Genomic DNA, 18,084 nt, shown 5'->3' on the forward strand with positions numbered 1-18,084 from the left:
CGATCAGGCGCTCCTGTCGAACCAGAAGGTGTCGGGCAGATAGACGCCCAGGAAGGCGGTGGGATCGAAGCCATAGAGCGCTTCCTTGGGAACGTTCTGCATTCTCCGGGCATGGACGACGGGCTGCAGCGTGCCGTTGACGATACCGATCGAGAAGACCTGCTGGGTATAGATCGACAGCATCTGGCCCCAGATGCCGGTCCGCTCCTCTGTAGAGGTCGAGCCCTTCCATTGCCGCATCAGCTTCACCAGCTCCGCAGCCTCCGGCAGGTCCGGCGCCTCGCCCTTCTGCCGGTCCGAGAGGTAGTGCAGGCCCCAGACCGGCCACTGCAGCTGCTCGTCGCCGGTCGGTGCCAGCGCCGAGGGAGACATGTCGGGGGTCGGAATGCCGTTGTCGATTCCCTGCTGCACCGAGATCATGATCTCGCCGCCCAGCGCCCGGCTGCGGAAGACATCGCGCTGCGAGGTGCGCACGTGCAGCGCCAGCCCGACCTGCCGCCAGTGGTCGGTGACGAGTTCGAGCACGTCGGTCTCCAGCGTGCTCTCGCCGGCGGATTCGACGATGAGGCTGGCGGCCCGTCCGTCCGGCAGAAGCCGCACGCCGTCGCTGCGCCGGCCGGTCAGGCCCGCCTCGTCCAGCAGCTTATCGGCAAGGTCGGGATCGAACTGCGCCCAGGCGTGCTGGTACTCAGGCTTGAACAGCGGGCTCTGCGGCAGGATCGTGTCGGCGCTTTCGCGGGCCAACCCGAAGAAGCTCGCCTTGTTGATTTCCTCCCGGTCGATCGCCACCGACAGCGCCCGGCGGAAGCGCACGTCGCGGAAGAGCCCGCGCCAGACCTTGTCGCCGCAATTCAGATTGGGCAGGAGCGCGATGCGCGAGCCCTGCGTGTGCTCCCAGAGGTTGACCGTGATCGGATAGCGATGCTCGGCGTCCTTCAGGAAGGTGTAGTCGGCGAAGTCGAGGCCGGCGGACTGCAGGTCGGCCTCGCCGGCGCCGGCCTTGGCGGGGATGATGCCCGAGGCCGAGACGTTCAGCACGATCTTGTCCATGTAGGGCAGTTGCTGGCCGGTCTCGTCGACCCTGTGGAAGAACGGGTTGCGCTCGAAGATGAACTGTTCGGCCGGCGGCGCGATCAGGTTGCGCCACGGATCGAGCGTGGGAAGCTCCGGGTTCTCCGGCCGATAGGTGCGCGAACGGTTGATGTGCAGGCCCGTCCAGTCGTCGGTATCCTCTTTCTTGACGAGCTTCGCCAGCGTCTCGGGATCGGCGTACTTCGGATGGAACTGCTTCATGTAGTGGGCCGGCAGTGCCAGCGTCAGCGGCTGCGGCGAGGCGAGCTTCAGCAGGAATTCCGGGTTGGGATTGTCCCAGGAATAGCGCACGGTCAGCGGATCGACGACCTCGAAACGCGGCGGCTTTCTCGCCGAGAGCAGATCGAGCGGCAGGCCGCGCGGACGCATCTCCTTGTTGTTGAGGACGTCCTCCCAGTAGTAGACGAAGTCGTCGACGGTGAAGGGGTGGCCGTCCGACCAGCGATGGCCCTCGCGCAGCTTGAAGGTATAGACGCGGTTTCCCGTCTGTTCGAAGCTTTCCAGGATGTCCGGCTGCAGCACGAGATGTTCGTCGAAGCCGACGAGCCGCGCATAGCCGTTGATCGTCATCAGCCGGATGTCCTTCTGCCCGCCGATGATCGTCCGCACCATGCCGCCGTATTGGCCGGGCTTGCGGCCCATGGCGGCGAGGTTGACGACGCGCGGCACCTTGGGCAGCCGCTCGGCCATCGCCGGCAGCGTGCCGTCGGCAAGCTTTTCCTTGAAGTACTCCGGTTCCTGCAGGGCCAGGGTAGCCCGGGCCGGCGAGGGGGCCAGCGAGGCGGGAAGGCAGGTGGCGGCAAGCATGCCGAGGGCGGTTCGACGCGTGATCACGGGCGTAGCTCTCTCACATCCGCGTTGCTACGGGCGAGCACGAGATGGCCCTCGCCGAGATCGGCGGTAGCCAGGCCGTGTCCGTCGTCGTCCTGGCGGAACGGAGCGGACCAGTTCCGCATGTCGCTGGCATTCGCCGTCTTGAGCGTCGAAAAATCCAGCGGCCGGTCGAGGTCCGGGAAGGGCACGGCGGCCAGGAGCGATTTCGTGTAGGGGTGAACGGGCGCCCGCATGAGGATTTCACGCGGTGCGAGTTCGACGATCCGTCCTGCGCACATGACCGCGATCCGGTCGGCCATATAATCGACGACCGCCAGATTGTGCGAAATGAACAGGTAGGTCAAGCCGAGGTCCTTCTGCAGGTCCTTCAACAGGTTGAGGATCTGCGCCTGCACCGACACGTCGAGTGCCGAGACCGGCTCGTCGCAGATCAGAAGCTCCGGCCCGAGCGCCAGCGCCCTGGCAATCCCGATCCTCTGGCGCTGCCCGCCGGAGAACGAATGCGGATAGCGGTTGAGGTAGCGGCGGTTCAGCCCGATCACCTCCATCAGCGCGCTCACCGTCTCCAGCCGCGACTTCGGCGTCCCGCGCTTGTGGATCTCCAGCGGCTCGGAGAGGATGTTCTGCACCGTCATGCGCGGCGACAGCGACGAGACCGGATCCTGGAACACCATCTGGATCTTGCCGCGCAGCTTCTGCAGTTGGTCCCCTTCGGCTTCGAGCACGTCCACCGGCCCGTTGCGGTCGTGGAAGACGATCGAGCCGGAATCCGGCGTCACCGCCCGCATCAGCATCTTGCTGACGGTGGTCTTGCCGCAGCCGCTCTCGCCGACGAGCCCCAGGCATTCGCCGCGGCGGATGTCGAAGCTGACGCCGTCGACCGCGCGCACCGGCGCCTCGTCCGGGCGGCGGAAGAATCCGGACTTGCGGATCTTGTAGGACTTGGTGACGTCGCGGACCGAGAGCAGGATGTCCGGCCCCGGCTCCTTCTGCCGCTCCTCCGAGACACCGAGGAGATGCGAGGCATTGACCGGCACCTCGCGCAGCGCCTTCAGGCGCTCGCCGGGCTTCATGTCGAAATGCGGCACGGCCGCCATCAGGCCCTTGAGGTAGGGGTGGCCGGGGCGGCGGAAGATGTCCTCCACCGGGCCGGCCTCCATGACCTCGCCGTGGTAGATCACCACGACCTCGTCGGCGACGTTGGCGACGACGCCGAGATCGTGCGTGATCAGCAGCATCGCCATGTTGAATTCCTGCTGCAGGTCCTTCAGGAGCCGCAGGATCTGCGCCTGGATGGTGACGTCGAGCGCGGTCGTCGGCTCGTCGGCGATCAGAAGCGCCGGCCGGCAGATCAGCGCCAGCGCGATCATCGCCCGCTGGCGCATACCGCCCGAAAGCTCGAAGGGATACATCCGGAAGGCGCGCTCGGGCTTGGCGAAGCCGACCATGCGCAGCATCTCGATCGTGCGCTCGTAGCGCTCGTCCCTGGACATGTCCTCGTGGATGGTGAGCACCTCGCTCACCTGGTCGCCGATCGTGTGCAGCGGCGACAGCGAGGTCATCGGCTCCTGGAAGATCTTGCCGATGCGACGGCCGCGGATGGCGCGGATGTCCGGCCCGTCCTGCGAAAGCCGCAGGATGTCGGTCTCGGTACCCGTCAGCGGATCGTTGAAGAGGATCCTGCCGCTGGCCGAGGCCACTTTCGGCAGGATGCGCATGATCGACTGGCTGATGACGGACTTGCCCGAGCCGCTTTCGCCGACGAGCGCCGTCACCCTGCCGGGAAGCACCCGCAGGTTCGCCTTCTTCACGGCGTCGATCTGGCCCCCGAGCATTGCAAACGAGATGCTGAGATCTTCTATCCGTAACAGATCTGCCCCTGAGATCATGTCCGGAGTTTCCTTCGGTTACTAAATGTGCCTGTCCCGATCGCAGGCACACTAGCCGAGCGTCTGCGGCCTGTCCATGGTCTTTGGCATCGCAAAGCCGGCGCCGGCGCGGTTAAGGAATTTCTTCAAAATCAGGCGGTTGCCGGTCAGCCCGGCGTGCCTGCGGCGCGGTAGGCGGCAAGCGCCTGCGGTCCCAGCACATCTTCTACGCGCATCGAGCGACGGAAGTTGTCGAAGTAGAGCGTCCATTCGCCGGGGGCGGCGGAGCGGTAGGGGCCGAACTTGAAATACTGGTGGGCGCCGAGCCCCGGATCGTCATGGCCGATGTCGCCGCGCACCGTCGCGACCCAACGGTCGTTGGCGAAGAGCTCGACGTGGCCGCTGCCGGAAAGCCCCGGCCGGGTCATCACGGCAAAGTCGATCCAGCCGCTGCCGGGCGCAGGCAGGGGGCTGCCGCGGTCGATCACGACGACGCGGGCGGTGCGCGCGCCGAACCGGGAGCCGTCCTCATCGTTCCAGCCGTCGTCGGTCGCGACCAGCGCCCGCACCTGGCCCGCATCCCGACGCAGCCAGGCCGGCGTCCCCGTGATGGTGTCGGTGATGGCGAGATCGGTGGCGCGCAGCGTCGTCTCCACCGTAGCGAACAGGCGGCCGCGCACGAGGCGGAGCGCCAGGAAAGGACTGTAGTCGCCGCGCGCGGAAGGGCCGATCTCGCGCTTCCACTGCGCGATCAGGTGGCGGTGGTCGGCCTGCGGTATCGGCTCGCCGAACCGCACCGAGAAGCCGTACCACACGGCGCGCTCATAGGGGACCCGGAGATCGGTGCGCTCCCAGACCTCCGCCCGCTCGCTGCCGCCCCCGGCGCTGAGGATCGGGCGCACGCCGAGCTTCAGCGCGCCGGCGCTGCCGCGGGTCACCTCGTGCTGGAACGCGTAGAAGCCGGCCCGCTGCTCGGCGTTGCGGCGAAAATAGAGGCCGCCTGCAGGAGAGAAGTCGTCGCCCTCGAAGCCGTCGACCAACGCCGCCTCGAAGGCGGGTTTCGCGGCGGCCTCGCGTCCTCGCGCAGAGCCGCCGGCCATGTCAGTTGATCCCGCGCGACAGCAGCGGGATGCGCGGCCGGTGGTCCGGGTTGGCGCGGGCATCGCGATAGAGCAGCATGACCTGCTCGGCTTCCGAGCGTCCGTCGCGGTCCTCGCCGTCGAGCGCCTCGGCCTGGTCGAGCTGGAGATTGGCCTGGCCGGGCAGGAGCACGGTCAGCTTCTGGCGGACGCCGCGCAGCTTCTCCTCGCCGAGCGTGACCCAGTCGCCGCCGGAGTAGGTGGCGAAGGTCTGGCTGGCGACGATCGGCTTCGAATACTTCTTCGTCAGCCCCTGCAGCCGCTGCACCTCGTTGACGGCCGAGCCGAAGGCGGAGAAGGTCAGCCGGTCCCGCAAGCCCACATTGCCGAACATGACGTTGCCGACGTGCAGGCCGATGCCGTAGCGGATGTCGGCCAGACCCTGCTTGTTGCGGCGGGCGTTGAGCTCGTCCATTCGCATGGTGGCGTGGCGGACGGCAGCCATGGCGCTCTGGGCGGCAACCTGTGAGGGCTCCCGGTGCCGGCCGCACGGATAGACGGCCAGGAAGCCGTCGCCGATGAAGGAGAGGATCTCGCCGCCGTTGCGGTTGAAGGGCGTGGCGATGGCGTCGAAGAAGTCGTTGAGCGTGTCGATATAGGCCTGCCGGCCCTCCTTTTCCGCCAGCACGGTCGACTGGCGCATGTCGGCCATGACGAGGGCGGCGCGGATGGTCTCGCCGTCGCCGCGCCGGATCTGGCCCGACAGCACGCGCCGCCCGGCATTGCCGCCGAGATAGGTCAGCAGCATGTTGTCGGCGAGCTTGCCGAGCACGGCCATCTTGGCTGCGACCGCGAGGCTGTTCTGGACCTTCAAGAGCGCCTCGACCACGGTTTCGCTGAAGCCGCCGGCCGCATCGGTCGACCACGAGCCGACCATGCCCTGGCCGGGCGATTCCCCGAAGGACTGGACGAAGGCGAGGTAGTCGGTGGCGCCGATCTTCTTCAGGTCGTCGAAAATGGGGAACTCGGAGGGGGTCTTCGGATCGATGCGGCGGCGCAGGTGGTCGAGGCTGTTGTTGAGCAGGTAGTAATAGGGGCTGAGCAGGAAGCGCGAGGGTTCCTCGTTCTCGCCGTCCGCCCGGAAGCCCTCGATCGTCACGCCCTCTCCCCGCATCCAGGTGAAGCCGAGCGCGTCGTAGAGCGGGTGCAGCATGGAAAAGCTCAGGTGGACGCGCACCAGCGGCAGGCCGGCGGCGGCAAGCCGCTCGCAGAAGCCGGAGATGATGTATTCCAGGCTCTCGCCGCCGAGTGCTGCCGTCTTCAGCCAGGATGAAACCCGGTCGAGAAGAATGTTGGAAACGTCGGCGGGGCGCGTGTTCATCTTTTGTCCTTATCGGTATGAAGCCGTTCGCTTCGCTCGAAGGGCGCCGCGCGGTCGAACAGACGAACGCGTCCCGGAGCGCCAGATATAGGCAAGCGACTGTGGCAAAACCAGAAGTCGCGCCGAAGATTTGTGCCGGCCGGACGGGCGAAGGCAGGCATCCGGCGGCCCGCCTCGCCTTGACGTCGCGCTGATTTGCGCCCAATTGTCCCAGTCTTGACCGAAAGGGTACAACGCATTGACCTTGCTTCCTTCTTCCGCCGAAAGCCTAATGGCGGCGATTGCCGGAAAGCGCGCCCGCGCCGGCGTCATCGGGCTCGGCTACGTGGGCCTGCCGCTGGCGATCACGATTGCGCGAAACGGATTTGACGTCACCGGCTTCGACATCGACCCGGCGAAGATCACCGCCCTCGACGCCCACAGCTCCTATATCGACGCGGTGCCGGATGCCGCGCTGAAGGCGGAGAGCGAGGCGGGCCGGTTCCACTCGACCACGGATTTTGCGGCACTTGCTTCCTGTGACGTGATCGTGATCTGCGTGCCGACGCCTTTGACGAAGCACCGCGAGCCGGACATGTCCTACGTGGTCAGGACCGCCGAGGCAATTGCCGGGACGCTGCGGCCGGGGCAGCTGGTGGTGCTGGAATCGACCACCTGGCCGGGGACGACGGACGAGCTGGTGCGGCCGATCCTCGAGCGCGGCGGGCTGCGTTCGGGCGAGGATTTTTTCCTGGGCTTCTCGCCGGAGCGGGAAGACCCCGGCAACCGTGACTTCGAGACCGCGACCATCCCGAAGGTCGTGGCCGGCGCGGGCGAGGCGGCCTCCGCGCTGATGCAGGCGTTCTACGGCGCCGTGGTCAAGGCCGTCGTGCCGGTTTCCTCCAACGCCACGGCGGAAGCGGTGAAGCTGACGGAGAACGTCTTCCGCGCCGTCAACATCGCCCTCGTCAACGAATTGAAGGTGCTCTACGATGCGATGGGCATCGACATCTGGGAGGTGGTCGAGGCGGCAAAGACGAAACCGTTCGGCTACATGCCGTTCTATCCGGGGCCTGGGCTCGGCGGCCATTGCATCCCGATCGATCCCTTCTACCTGACCTGGAAATCGCGCGAGTTCGAACTGCCGACCCGCTTCATCGAACTCGCCGGCGAAATCAACGCCTCGATGCCGCGCCATGTGGTGGGGCGGCTGGCCGAAGCGCTCGACATCCGGCTCGGCAAGGCGTTGAGCCGTGCGCGCGTGCTGGTGATCGGGCTCGCCTACAAGAAGAACGTGCCCGACATCCGCGAAAGCCCGTCGCTGAAGCTGATCGAGCTGATCCTGGAGCGGAAGGGGACGGTGGACTACCACGATCCCCATGTGGCCGAAGTGCCGCGCACGCGCGAATACATGGCGCTCAAGGGTCGCCGGTCGGTGCCGCTCGACGAGGAGACCGTGCGCGGCTACGACGCTGTGCTGATCTCGACGGACCACGATGCGGTCGACTACGGCGCGCTCGCCCGCTGGGCGCCGCTGGTGGTCGATACCCGCAACGCCTTTGCCCGCCGCGGCATCGATGACGACACCATCGTCAAGGCGTAGGGCTACAGAAAAGCAAAGGGAAACCATGAGCCGTCTCGACAGCTTCATCCGCCGCCTGACGGCCCAGCGGGACATTCTCAACCACATCTGCGACCGGCTGGAGCTGCCGGCGGACGGCCCGGTCATGGAAATCGGACTCGGCAACGGCCGCACCTTCGACCACATGCGTGAACGCTTCGCCGGCCGCCGCATCGTCGCCTTCGACCGGACCATGGGCGCGCATGCCTCCTCCGTTCCCGATGCGGCCGACCTGGTGCTGGGCGAGATCTGCGAAACCGGCGGGGCCTTCCGGACCGGGACTGCGGCCCTGGTGCATGCCGACATCGGCACGGGCTATCCGGAAAAGGACGAGGTCACGCTGACCTGGCTGCCGCAGATGGTCTCCGGCATGCTCGCCAAAGGCGGCATCGCCGCCAGCGGCCTGCCGCTGGACGAGCCGACGCTGCAGCCGATGGAAGTCCCGGACAGCGTGCCGAAGGACCGGTATTTCCTGTATCGGAAGGTGTGAGGAGGCGGGGACGACTGCGCGCAGAGTCACGCTTTCGGTCGCCCATCGCACTCTCGATCAAGTGAAGACCCCTCCCCAACCCTCCCCACAAGGGGGAGGGCTTAACCCGGACGCTTCGCCGAGGCCCCATGGGGCAGGCGGGCACCTCGATTTTTCTCCCCTCTTGTGGGGGAGATGGCCGGCAGGCCAGAGGGGGACTTGCCATGTGCGACTTGCCCGGCAGGGCAGAGGGGGACTTGCCATGGGCGATTTTCCCCGGCCATTCACCCTATCTGCAGCTGTTGTCGCGCTCGCAGGCGCGCTGGGACGGGCGGTTGTTGCGGTCGGTGTCGCGCGACTGCGGTCGGCGATCGGGCTGCGCGGTGTTGCGTCCCGGACGCCCGCTGTCGGTCTGCTGGCGGTCGCGGTCCCTGTTGCGGCTATCGTTGCGATTGTTGTCGCGGTCCCGATCCCTGTCGCGGCTGTTGTCCCTGTCCCGGTCCCGATCTCTGTCCCTCTCGCGATCCCGGTTCCTTTCGCGGTCGGATATCCGCTGATCGTAGCGGCTGTCGCCGCGGTCGTATCTGCCGTCCCAGGAACGGTTGCGGTCGTAGCGCGGCTCCACCACACGGTAGCGCGGCCGGTCCCGCTCGTAGTAGCTGCCGCCGGAGTAGCCGCCGGAATAGCCGGACGTCTCGCAGCCGGAAAGCGAAAGACCGAGCAGTCCGATCATGGGAAGAAGAAGCATTTTCGGGCGAATCATGCAGGTACCTCATCATCGAAATCGACAGGCAAAGACCACAGAAGTGTGGCCGCGTACAGGCGAGGGCCGCCGACAAGTGAAATCTTTGGGCGTGCCATCGGCGTGGCAACCGTCGCCTGCCGGCGGCTGCGACGCCTCACGCCTTTTCCGTCTCCAGGGCGAAGCGGCGGCTCTCGTCGTCGGTGACCAGGTAGACGCGGAGCGGCGCGGTGCGGCCGCGGATCGCGACCTCGCTGTGGCGGAGACCGTCGGTCTCGAGGCCGGACTGGGCGAGCGCACGCTCGGAGACGGCGATGGCGACGTCGTGCTCCTTGGCGGTCGTCTCCAGCCGGCTTGCGACGTTGACGGTGTCGCCGACGGCGGTCAGGCTCTTGGTCGTGCCGTAGCCCATCATGCCGACGACGCTCGGGCCGGCATGGACGCCGACGGCGATCCTGAGGCGGACGGAGAAGTCGTTCCCCAGTTCGGCGTTCAGATGGGCGATGTCGCGCACGATCGCGGCTGCGGCGGCGAGCGCCTGGCGGGCGGCCTGGTCGCGGTCCGCCCCCAGCCCGAACAGCGCCATGGCGCCGTCGCCGATGAACTTGTCGAGCCGCCCGCCGGCCTGCTCGACCGCCTGGCCGACGATGGCGAAATAGCGGTTGAGCAGAAAGACCACGTCGTAGGGCAGGCGGGCCTCCGACAGATCGGTGAAGTTGCGCAGGTCGCAGAAGAGGACGGCGATCTCCTCCTCGCGGCCGGGCCGAACGGGCTCGGTGGCGACGGGCAGGCTCGCAGCCGGGTTCGGCGCCATCAGCAGCGCCACGCTGACATCGCCTTCCGGATGCAGCTGGCAGCCGAGCCGGACGTGTTCGTCGGCATGGACGCGGGCGAGCGTGGCCGCCTCGATCGAGCCCGGCGGGGGCAGGGGCGCGGCGCTGTCGAGGATGCGTACGCGACAGGTCGAGCAGCGGCCCTTGCCGCCGCAGACGGAGTAGTGGGGCACGCCGGCCTGGCGGCTGGCCTCGAGCACGCTGAGGCCGCGGCGGGCATGGACGAGCGCGCCGTTGGAATAGCGGATGGTGATCTGCGACGCCCGCTCGGCGAGCGTTCGCATGTGCCGGAGGACCAGGACGAGCGCGATGGCGCCGAGGAAGACGAGGTAGAGCGACAGCTTGATGCGGCCGAGGCCCTCGGCGACAGTGGCCTGGTCGATCGGCGGCCGCACCGTGCTGAGCGCCTCCGCCTGCGCCGGGTCCATCTGCGGGGCGGTCTCGGCCATGTGGGCGAGCATGCGCCCGGTATCGGCAAAGCCAAGCAGCGCCAGCACCGGAACGAGGATCGCCACGGCGAAGAGATAGGGCGAGGCGCTCGCATACCAGCTGCGGAAGCGCAGCCAGAAATAGACGCCGACGCAGCCGTGCGTCCAGATCACCAGCAGCGCGACCGACTGCCGGAAACCCTGCAGCGGATTGACCACCCACAGGCTGCGCACGACCATGCGGTAGTCGACGACGATGCCGTAAAGCGGCTGCGACAGGCGTGCCGGCACTGCATGCTCGATGATGAGGAGGGGAATCAGCAGGCCTAAGGCCGTCTGCACCGCCTCGCGCGCCGGCATGCGCAGCGTGCGCCGCCGGTAAAGCGAGCGCAGCACCAGCACCACATGGACGACGAGCGCGCCGTAGAGGAGGAGCGTGCCGGCCGGATTGCGCCAGAAAAGCGCGAACAGGCGGCTGACGCGCTCGGCGGTGTCGAGCGAGACGAGCAGCAACGCATGATTGACCAGGTGCATGGCCACGAAGGTCAGCATGACGAGCCCGGCGCCGAGCCTGAGCTTCTGCAGAAACCGTTCGGAGGAGAGCGCCGCGATGGCCTGATGCATGATCTGTCGGGGTTCCTGTCCGGTTGGCGACGGTTGTTGACGTCTGTCAATTCTACAGGCGATCCGTCCTGCGACAACAAGGAGATAGCGCGCGGGGACGGGATGCGGAAGGCGGCGGAATGTTGACGCTGTGTCGCCTGTTGCGCCACAGGGGGAAGACGGCCCGGCCGTGGCCGTGCGCTCCGATGGCGCCCGCGGCAGGCTGGAGCACAGGTTTACGCCCCGGCACATCGGTGGGGGCCGGCGTCCGGGAGTGAAAGCCCCCGTGCGGTCGCAAGGGCCATTTCAGGGAGGAGCCGCCCGATCGCGGGCCTCGCGGTCCGGCGTCAGGAGCGCGCGGCGCGGGTGCCCGGGCGATAGAAATCGCCGTACCAGTCGACGAAGTCCTTCACGCCGGCGGCGAGCGGGGTCGAGGGCTTGTAGCCGGTGAGCGCGAGCAGGAGGTCAGGGCTGGCGAAGGTGCGCGGCGCCTCGCCCGGCTGCATCGGCAGGAGCTTCGTCTTCGCCTTCCGGCCGAGCGCATCTTCGAGCGTGGAGACGAAATCGGTCAGCCCGACCGGGTTGCCGCCGCCGATGTTGACGATGCGGAACGGGGCCTGGCGGGAGAGCGTGTCGAGGCCTGTGGGCGCAGCCACCCGGTTGTCCTCAGAGGGTGCGATGGCCGACAGCTTCAGCATGGCCTCGACGAGATCCTCGACATAGGTGAAGTCGCGGCTCATCCGGCCTTCGCCGTAGAGCTCGATCTCGCGGCCTTCGAGGATGGCGCGGGTGAACTTGAACAGCGCCATGTCCGGCCGGCCCCAGGAGCCGTAGACGGTGAAGAAGCGGAAGGTGGTGGTCGGCAGGCCGTAGAGATGGGCATAGCTGTGCGCCATGACCTCCATCGCCTTCTTGCTGGCGCCGTAGATCGTCAGCGGCTCGTCGGTCCGGTCGTTTTCGCGGAAGGGGATCGTCTCGCTGGCGCCGTAGACCGAGGAGGAGGAGGCGAGCATGAGGTGGCGGGCATCGACCGACCGCGCCGCCTCCAGGAGGTTCCAGGTGCCGAGGATGTTGGACTCGACGTAGGACTTCGGCTCCTCGAGGCTGTAGCGCACGCCGGCCTGGGCGGCCAGGTGCACGATGACGTCGGGCGCGGCGCTTTCGAGCGCGCGTCGGACGCCGGACTGGTCCTCCAGCATCACCTTGTGGAAGCGGTAGGCCGGGAACTGGACCAGCCCGGCGTTGCGCGCTTCCTTCAGCGAGACGTCGTAATAGGGGGTCATACCGTCAAGGCCGACGACCTCGTGACCTTCCTCCAGCAGGCGCCGGGCAAGGTGGAAGCCGATGAAGCCGGCCGCGCCGGTAATGAAGTATCTCATCCTCAGGTCCTGTCGCCGCTCCGGCCGATGCCGACATATTCGAAGCCGTAACGGCGTGCTTCCTGCGGCGGGTAGACGTTACGCAGGTCGATCATGTTGGGCGCCTTCATGGTGGCGTGCAGCTTGCGGAAGTCGAGCGCGCGGAACTCGTCCCATTCGGTGACGAGCACGATCGCCTCGGCACCGGCGGCGATCGCATAGGGGTCCGGGCCGAACTCGACATCTTTCAGCAGCGCGCGGGCGCCGTCCATGCCCTCGGGATCGAAGGCCGAGATCGTCGCGCCATGGTCCTGCAGGGCCTGGATGATGGTCAGCGCCGGGGCGTCGCGCAGGTCGTCGGTGTTGGGCTTGAAAGTCAGGCCGAGGACGGCAATCTTCTTGCCGCGCACCGAGCCGCCGCAGGCGGTGATGACCTTGCGGGCCATGGCGCGCTTGCGGTTGTCGTTGATGGCGACGGTGGTCTCGATCAGCCGCATCGGGCTGTCGGCGTCGGATGCGGTCTTGACCAGCGCCAGCGTGTCCTTGGGGAAGCACGAGCCGCCGTAGCCGGGGCCGGCATGCAGGAACTTGTCGCCGATGCGCTTGTCGTAGCCGATGCCCTTGGCGACCTTCTGCACGTCGGCGCCCAGACGTTCGCAGAGATCGGCGATCTCGTTGATGAAGGTGATCTTCATGGCGAGGAAGGCGTTGGCGGCGTACTTGATCAGTTCCGAGGTGCGGCGCTCGCAGAAGAACAGCGGGCCTTCGTTCAGGTGCAGCGGGCGGTAGACCTCGGTCATGACCTCGATGGCGCGCGGTTCGTCGGTGCCGACGACGATGCGGTCGGGACGCTTGAAGTCGCCGATCGCCGCACCCTCGCGCAAAAATTCCGGATTGGAGACGACCGAGAAATCGGCGTCCGGATTGGCCTCGCGGATGATCGCTTCGACCTCGTCGCCGGTGCCGACCGGGACGGTCGACTTGGTGACGACGACGGTGTAGCCGTCGATGGCCTTGGCGATCTGGCGCGCGGCGGCATAGACATAGGTGAGGTCGGCATGGCCGTCGCCGCGGCGCGACGGCGTGCCGACGGCGATGAAGACGACGTCCGCCCAGGCGACCGCCTGCTCGAGATCGGTGGTGAAGTTCAGCCGGCCGGCCTCGGTGTTGGACTTGACCAGTTCCTGCAGGCCCGGCTCGAAGATCGGGATGTCGCCGTTGCGCAGCGCCTCGATCTTCTCGGCCACGTTGTCGACGCACACGACGTCATGGCCGAAGTCTGCAAAGCAAACGCCCGAAACAAGGCCGACATAGCCGGCGCCAATCATCACTATCCGCATGTGAGTTCCATCGTCTGGTCTGGTTCCGCAAGCAGCGGTCGAAAGAAAATACCGGCGATCCGGCGGTTCGGATCGAACTTCTATTCATCCGGCGACAGAAAGAAAGTCATTTTTTAAAGAGGCGGGAGGTTGTTCGCCAAACGTTGCCACGGTCAGACAGCGCCGGCCAGGGCCAGACAGCACCGGCCGGGGCAAGGCGGACATTTTCAATGCGTCGTGCCTTTCCTGCGCGCGCCTGCCCCCGTTTTGGTCGCGGGGGGCGTTGCGGAACACGGCGTAGGATCGGTGCGGGGCGCCACGTTGCCCCAGGCGATCTCGACCATGTGGTGGACCGTATCGGCCTCGGCTGCGGCGAAATAGACCGAGGTCCAGCCCTTGTGGCCCCAGCCGCCGGGCACGGCGGAGCAGAGCCCCGGCTCGGTCTCCGACAGCATGGCCTGCTGGCCGCGCGTCAGCTTGATGACGGCGCGCCCGGGCTCCGGCAGGGCGAGGAAGATGCGCCCGCCCACCCGGAAGTCGCGCTTGCCGAAATGGGCACTTTCCTCCGCGCCGGGCATGGCCAGCGCCATCTGGACGAGGTCTTCGGATGTCATGATTGAAGGTAGCATGGAACGGGGCGGGCCGGAAGAATATGGAGCACTACAGACGGTAGGTGCGGTGAAAAGCGGGTTTTATCCAGATAGGAGAATAAGCCTAGTTGTGTACTTCGTTAGCATTTCAATGCTAAGACGAGGCTATGGATCTGAGGGCTTTGATAGGAGCGAAGAAATCCTCGGTTAAGTCCGGGGGTTGGAAGCAAGGGGAGATACCCCGTGCCCAATGGCCGTCACGCAAGGCCAAGTCAAAATTCTACAAGTGGGGTCCTCTCTACCACTGGCAGGTAATCACGTTCTCGGCGCTCGGAAATGAGTGCCGCGTGTTGATCTTACTCAACGAAGCTAAACAGATATTCAGGGCATCCTTCGGAGTTACCTCGGCAGGAGAGACGACGGTCCTTTGCGACTATGAATTCCATGCATCGGAACCTGGCTGGCACTGTCATGCCCGCTGCGATGGCCTCGATACGATCAACGTCTGGACAAATCGTTTTGGAGCTATTCGTCTGCCCAAAAGTGGGAGTAAACATAGGCGTACCGAATTTAAGTTCGGAAGAACCGCTCTTTCGCCTACTTCCGCGTTTAATTGCGCAGTAAAGGTCTTTGGAATCGACAAGAGGGACGGCGAGCTATGAAGGCTGACCTCTGCAGAGCGTTTTGCGACGACATAACGGTTACCGAAGTTCCAGCAGGTTTGGCGGTCGGAACCGTGTTTAGGCGTGACGACGGCGACCGCATCTCATTCTATGTTCTTCAAGCCGACGATGGTCGTTACCGCCTCGAGGACGATGGTGCCACAATACCGCTTCTTGAAGGCGCCGGAGTTGATTTCGAGACTGAAACGCGCCGAAGGGCGTTGGACAGCCTCTTAGCTGGCGTCGATGCATACTTCGATGCCGAAGAGGCCACGATCAAAACGAACCCGTTTCCAGTTTACGAAGTTGCAAGCCGCGCATTGAGTTTTGTGAGTGTCATGATCAGGATGAATGATTTCCTCCTCCTGACCCAAGAGAAGGTCATTTCTACATTTCGCGAGGATGCTGCCGAAGCGATACGCATGGAGGTAGGGAATCGTGCCCAAATTCGAGAAGGCGAGGCAATTAATGCTCGCCTGTCGGAGGTGAAGCCCGACATGATCGTAGAAGCAGAGGATCGACCTCCCGTCGCGATTTTCTTTGGTAACTCACCCGGCCGTGTGCATGATGCAATCTTCCTGCATCAGACAGCAGCCTATGAGGTTAAGCAGGACATATCGGTTATTGCATTGCTAGAGCAGGATAATTCCGTTCCAGTCGAGTTGCGGAGGCGCGCGACTAACCGGCTGACAACTGTTCCGGTCTTCAGACAAGATGAAGATGCAGCCGTGGCACGTATCGTGCGCGAGGCGATTGGGAACAGATGATGCGCAACAAGGTTTGGCGGTATCGGCAATGGACTCATTGCAGCCGCCGGGTATCGGGCACTGATTTTAGGAAAATAATCCTTGACGGCGTGACGGTGGTTTGGTAGGGTCTTGCTACGGTCGGAAAAGTGCGGGCGGAGAGATCCCCCAAATGTCCGGTTGCTGCGGCCAGTCCCGGTGGAAGCGAGATCGCCGTCGGGAAACGCGCAGGCAAAAAGGCGTTCGCGTGACACGGACGGTTTCACTTTAAGCGGTGGAACGGTCGGTGCGGACGATGCCGGAACCCTCAAGCGGCGATATCCGCCCGCTGGCCGACAGGTCCCGGTTTTGAGGCCTGGTTGCCGACCCGGTTGCTGGCGAGAGACCAGAGACACAGATCGAAACATTGAGACGCAAGGCGCCCGTCCGGTTCGGATCGCGGCGCCTTTTTCATGCGGAGCTTCCCATGCGTGAATTCGACGAGGCCGACCTGCGGCTGTTCGGGGTGGCGGAGCCCGCCTATGACGGACTGGCCGCCTGCGGCCGGGGCGACGCGACGGAGACGGCGGCTCTCGTGCTCGACTTGAAGTCGGAGACGGGCGGCGATCCGCTCGACGACATGCAGGCGATGCTGTCCCAGATGACGAAGGAACTGCGCGAGCGCTTCCAGCGCTTCCAGGGCCAGCGCCGCTCGGCCGAGCAGGTGGCGGCGGAGGCCGAGGGCGATGCCGAGCGCAAGCTCGGCCAGGCCGACGCCAAGGCCGCGATCGAGGCGGTGTCGCTGATCGTGCGCACGCTGGAGAAGATCGACAGCCTGCAGCGCACCATCCTGAGCGAGCGGCGCGACGCAGCCGAGTTGGCCTGCGAGGCCGCCGACTTCGAGGCGGTGGTCGCCGAGTTCGACCGGCGGGTGGAGGCGAAGGCACAGGCCTATCTCGAGCGATGGAAGGCGGAATATGAAGCGAGCGCGCGGCGGGCGGCCGACTGCGGGGCCGTGGGCGATGGCGGCGACGGCAGGAACGGCCCGTAAGAGGCGGCGGCTGGCAGACAAGATCGAGCGCGGATTGCAGAAGGCGGCCGACCGGATGGCGAAAGACGCGGACCGGAGCCGTGCAAGGCGTGAGGCCGCCGTTGCGGATGCGTTGGGATGCGTGGATGCGCTGGAGCGGCAGATCGGGCGGCGGGACACAGGCGGTGCGCGGGACGGGGCGGGCGGCGATGGCCGGTCGGTGACGATGGCTGTCGGGTTCGATGGCGATCGGGATGGCTTGGCCTGCGATGGTCACGCTATTGCCTTCGATGGTCGCCCGACCACGGTATTCGGTGTGCCACCTGCTCTTGCTGAGGGCTCGGCTGCCCCTCATCCGCCTGCCGGCACCTTCTCCCCGCAGGCGGGGCGAAGGGGAGTTGCCGCTACGGCGGTGGCCGGATTGGACGGCGATCGCGATGGTTTGGCTTCGGACGGTCACGCCGTGGCATCCGCTGCGGAGCCACCTTCTCTGGCGGCGGGCCCGGCCGGCGGTGGAGCCGTGCTGGATTTCGACGGGCGAGAGATTGGTAGCGAGCGGCTGGGCCGGTCGTTCCGGCTCTGGGCGCTGGAGCGCCATCCGGCGCAGGAGGCGCCGAAGGGCGACTGGCGGGTGTGGCTGCTGATGGGTGGCCGCGGATCGGGAAAGACGCGGGCCGGTGCCGAATGGGTGCATGAGGTGGCCCGCAGGACGGCGAAGCTGCGGATCGCGCTGGTGGCCGAGACGCTGGGCGATGCGCGCGAGGTGATGATCGACGGCGTTTCCGGCATCTGCCGGATCGCCCGCCGGGAGCGCCCGGAATTCGAGGCCTCGCGGCGACGGCTCGTCTGGCCGAATGGGACGATCGCGCAGATCTTCTCTTCGGAGGACCCCGAGAGCCTGCGCGGGCCGCAGTTCCATCTCGCCTGGTGTGACGAGTTGCACCGTAGCATTGTTAGTGAGCGCGTCAACCTAAAAAGCGCTGCATAAACAGCAAATTAGCCCAAATGAAAAGAGTTGGTAATGTGAGCAGTCTTTGCTCGCAATTCAGGAAGCAGGCTTTAGTTTTCAACTTGTGATAGGAACAAGGAGATAATGATGCTTGCAATGGTTGAGCACACAAAGACAGACGTGAAACACGGTTTTCGGGTCTGGGGAGTTTTCGATGGAGAAGTATTTGACCGTACTTGGCCGACTGCTGCTGCTTGGTCTGCTTGGCGGCGTCTCAATGAACGTCGATATCAAATTGAAGTCCGTGGCATGGCTTCCGTCGAGGTTGCAGCATGAACATTCTGCTGACCCCGGAACTCCGCGCGAAACTGATCCTGAACAACCGAGATCGTGATGCCGATCATATCCCGGTCGTCAAATGGTTCACACTGTTGGTTTCCGCGCAGAACTGAGCCGGTTAGGCGCATAATTTCCATTGAGAATTGAGCCATGTGAACCTTCCCCCAACGCGGTGAGCGACGG

15 protein-coding genes and 1 pseudogene are annotated in these 18,084 nt (G+C 65.7%); 7 read left to right on the forward strand and 9 right to left on the reverse strand.

Annotated elements, in window-relative coordinates; all coding sequences use genetic code 11:
- Positions 1 to 3: 3 nt before the first annotated feature.
- From GGQ64_RS06425 to GGQ64_RS06440, 4 genes are all read right to left on the reverse strand, one after another.
- Complete coding sequence (locus tag GGQ64_RS06425) at positions 4 to 1,926, reverse strand: ABC transporter substrate-binding protein (protein WP_183800743.1); 1,923 nt, start codon at positions 1,924 to 1,926, stop codon at positions 4 to 6.
- Positions 1,923 to 3,815, reverse strand: a complete 1,893-nt coding sequence (locus tag GGQ64_RS06430; RefSeq protein WP_183800747.1) for an ABC transporter ATP-binding protein — start codon at positions 3,813 to 3,815, stop codon at positions 1,923 to 1,925. The genes GGQ64_RS06425 and GGQ64_RS06430 overlap by 4 nt, the downstream gene beginning before the upstream one ends.
- A 146-nt stretch (positions 3,816 to 3,961) precedes the next feature.
- Positions 3,962 to 4,894, reverse strand: a complete 933-nt coding sequence (locus GGQ64_RS06435) for a polysaccharide lyase family 20 protein (protein ID WP_183800750.1) — start codon at positions 4,892 to 4,894, stop codon at positions 3,962 to 3,964.
- Position 4,895: 1 nt separating this feature from the next.
- Entirely contained in the window at positions 4,896 to 6,254 is a 1,359-nt protein-coding gene (locus tag GGQ64_RS06440) for an adenylate/guanylate cyclase domain-containing protein (RefSeq protein WP_183800753.1), read from the reverse strand.
- A gap of 271 nt (positions 6,255 to 6,525) precedes the next feature.
- Here GGQ64_RS06440 and GGQ64_RS06445 point away from each other — a divergent pair, with 271 nt between their 5' ends.
- Both GGQ64_RS06445 and GGQ64_RS06450 read left to right on the forward strand, forming a co-directional pair.
- Entirely contained in the window at positions 6,526 to 7,836 is a 1,311-nt protein-coding gene (locus GGQ64_RS06445) for a nucleotide sugar dehydrogenase (protein WP_183800756.1), read from the forward strand.
- Positions 7,837 to 7,861: 25 nt separating this feature from the next.
- Positions 7,862 to 8,344, forward strand: coding sequence for a class I SAM-dependent methyltransferase (locus GGQ64_RS06450; protein WP_183800759.1), 483 nt, complete (start codon positions 7,862 to 7,864; stop codon positions 8,342 to 8,344).
- A gap of 268 nt (positions 8,345 to 8,612) precedes the next feature.
- On the opposite strand, the gene GGQ64_RS06455 is transcribed toward GGQ64_RS06450, so the two are convergent.
- The 5 genes from GGQ64_RS06455 to GGQ64_RS06475 all read right to left on the reverse strand — a co-directional run bounded on the left by GGQ64_RS06455 (position 8,613) and on the right by GGQ64_RS06475 (position 14,220).
- Positions 8,613 to 9,071, reverse strand: a complete 459-nt coding sequence (locus GGQ64_RS06455; protein ID WP_183800762.1) for a hypothetical protein — start codon at positions 9,069 to 9,071, stop codon at positions 8,613 to 8,615.
- A 151-nt stretch (positions 9,072 to 9,222) separates the two neighbouring features.
- Positions 9,223 to 10,950 (reverse strand): adenylate/guanylate cyclase domain-containing protein, encoded by a 1,728-nt coding sequence (locus GGQ64_RS06460; protein ID WP_246422379.1) that lies wholly within the window; start codon positions 10,948 to 10,950, stop codon positions 9,223 to 9,225.
- Between the two features lie 326 nt (positions 10,951 to 11,276).
- Positions 11,277 to 12,308, reverse strand: a complete 1,032-nt coding sequence (locus tag GGQ64_RS06465) for an NAD-dependent epimerase/dehydratase family protein (RefSeq protein WP_183800764.1) — start codon at positions 12,306 to 12,308, stop codon at positions 11,277 to 11,279.
- A gap of 2 nt (positions 12,309 to 12,310) precedes the next feature.
- The gene (locus GGQ64_RS06470) at positions 12,311 to 13,627 is read right to left on the reverse strand and encodes a UDP-glucose dehydrogenase family protein (protein WP_183800767.1); all 1,317 of its coding nucleotides are present in this window, start codon (positions 13,625 to 13,627) and stop codon (positions 12,311 to 12,313) included.
- A 206-nt stretch (positions 13,628 to 13,833) separates the two neighbouring features.
- Positions 13,834 to 14,220, reverse strand: coding sequence for an MmcQ/YjbR family DNA-binding protein (locus GGQ64_RS06475; RefSeq protein ID WP_183800769.1), 387 nt, complete (start codon positions 14,218 to 14,220; stop codon positions 13,834 to 13,836).
- Between the two features lie 634 nt (positions 14,221 to 14,854).
- On the opposite strand from GGQ64_RS06475, the gene GGQ64_RS06480 reads away from it, so the two are divergent.
- The 5 genes and pseudogenes from GGQ64_RS06480 (at position 14,855) to GGQ64_RS06500 (ending at position 18,014) form a co-directional block, all read left to right on the forward strand.
- Positions 14,855 to 15,625 carry a DUF1828 domain-containing protein gene (locus GGQ64_RS06480; protein WP_183800772.1) on the forward strand — a complete coding sequence of 257 codons (771 nt, stop codon included), beginning with the start codon at positions 14,855 to 14,857 and terminating at the stop codon, positions 15,623 to 15,625.
- Positions 15,626 to 16,070: 445 nt separating this feature from the next.
- Positions 16,071 to 16,634 carry a hypothetical protein gene (locus GGQ64_RS06485; protein ID WP_183800774.1) on the forward strand — a complete coding sequence of 188 codons (564 nt, stop codon included), beginning with the start codon at positions 16,071 to 16,073 and terminating at the stop codon, positions 16,632 to 16,634.
- 538 nt (positions 16,635 to 17,172) lie between these two features.
- Positions 17,173 to 17,553 (forward strand): annotated as a pseudogene (locus GGQ64_RS06490) (terminase large subunit domain-containing protein); the annotation flags it as partial.
- Between the two features lie 156 nt (positions 17,554 to 17,709).
- Positions 17,710 to 17,898, forward strand: coding sequence for a hypothetical protein (locus GGQ64_RS06495; RefSeq protein WP_183800777.1), 189 nt, complete (start codon positions 17,710 to 17,712; stop codon positions 17,896 to 17,898).
- On the forward strand, positions 17,895 to 18,014 hold the full coding sequence (locus tag GGQ64_RS06500; protein WP_246422382.1) for a DUF2958 domain-containing protein: 120 nt from the start codon (positions 17,895 to 17,897) through the stop codon (positions 18,012 to 18,014). The genes GGQ64_RS06495 and GGQ64_RS06500 overlap by 4 nt, the downstream gene beginning before the upstream one ends.
- Positions 18,015 to 18,084: the final 70 nt, after the last annotated feature.

This window comes from Mycoplana azooxidifex, assembly GCF_014196765.1.
GTDB classification, from domain to species: Bacteria; Pseudomonadota; Alphaproteobacteria; order Rhizobiales; family Rhizobiaceae; genus Mycoplana; species Mycoplana azooxidifex.

Coding starts and splice junctions, on each gene's coding strand:
- GGQ64_RS06430 (WP_183800747.1), bottom strand. CDS start 3,815: ATGATCTCAGGGGCAGATCTGTTACGGATAGAAGATCTCAGCATCTCG.
- GGQ64_RS06435 (WP_183800750.1), bottom strand. CDS start 4,894: ATGGCCGGCGGCTCTGCGCGAGGACGCGAGGCCGCCGCGAAACCCGCC.
- GGQ64_RS06440 (WP_183800753.1), bottom strand. CDS start 6,254: ATGAACACGCGCCCCGCCGACGTTTCCAACATTCTTCTCGACCGGGTT.
- GGQ64_RS06445 (WP_183800756.1), top strand. CDS start 6,526: ATGGCGGCGATTGCCGGAAAGCGCGCCCGCGCCGGCGTCATCGGGCTC.
- GGQ64_RS06450 (WP_183800759.1), top strand. CDS start 7,862: ATGAGCCGTCTCGACAGCTTCATCCGCCGCCTGACGGCCCAGCGGGAC.
- GGQ64_RS06455 (WP_183800762.1), bottom strand. CDS start 9,071: ATGCTTCTTCTTCCCATGATCGGACTGCTCGGTCTTTCGCTTTCCGGC.
- GGQ64_RS06460 (WP_246422379.1), bottom strand. CDS start 10,950: ATGCATCAGGCCATCGCGGCGCTCTCCTCCGAACGGTTTCTGCAGAAG.
- GGQ64_RS06465 (WP_183800764.1), bottom strand. CDS start 12,308: ATGAGATACTTCATTACCGGCGCGGCCGGCTTCATCGGCTTCCACCTT.
- GGQ64_RS06470 (WP_183800767.1), bottom strand. CDS start 13,627: ATGCGGATAGTGATGATTGGCGCCGGCTATGTCGGCCTTGTTTCGGGC.
- GGQ64_RS06475 (WP_183800769.1), bottom strand. CDS start 14,220: ATGACATCCGAAGACCTCGTCCAGATGGCGCTGGCCATGCCCGGCGCG.
- GGQ64_RS06480 (WP_183800772.1), top strand. CDS start 14,855: ATGAAGGCTGACCTCTGCAGAGCGTTTTGCGACGACATAACGGTTACC.
- GGQ64_RS06485 (WP_183800774.1), top strand. CDS start 16,071: ATGCGTGAATTCGACGAGGCCGACCTGCGGCTGTTCGGGGTGGCGGAG.
- GGQ64_RS06495 (WP_183800777.1), top strand. CDS start 17,710: ATGCTTGCAATGGTTGAGCACACAAAGACAGACGTGAAACACGGTTTT.
- GGQ64_RS06500 (WP_246422382.1), top strand. CDS start 17,895: ATGAACATTCTGCTGACCCCGGAACTCCGCGCGAAACTGATCCTGAAC.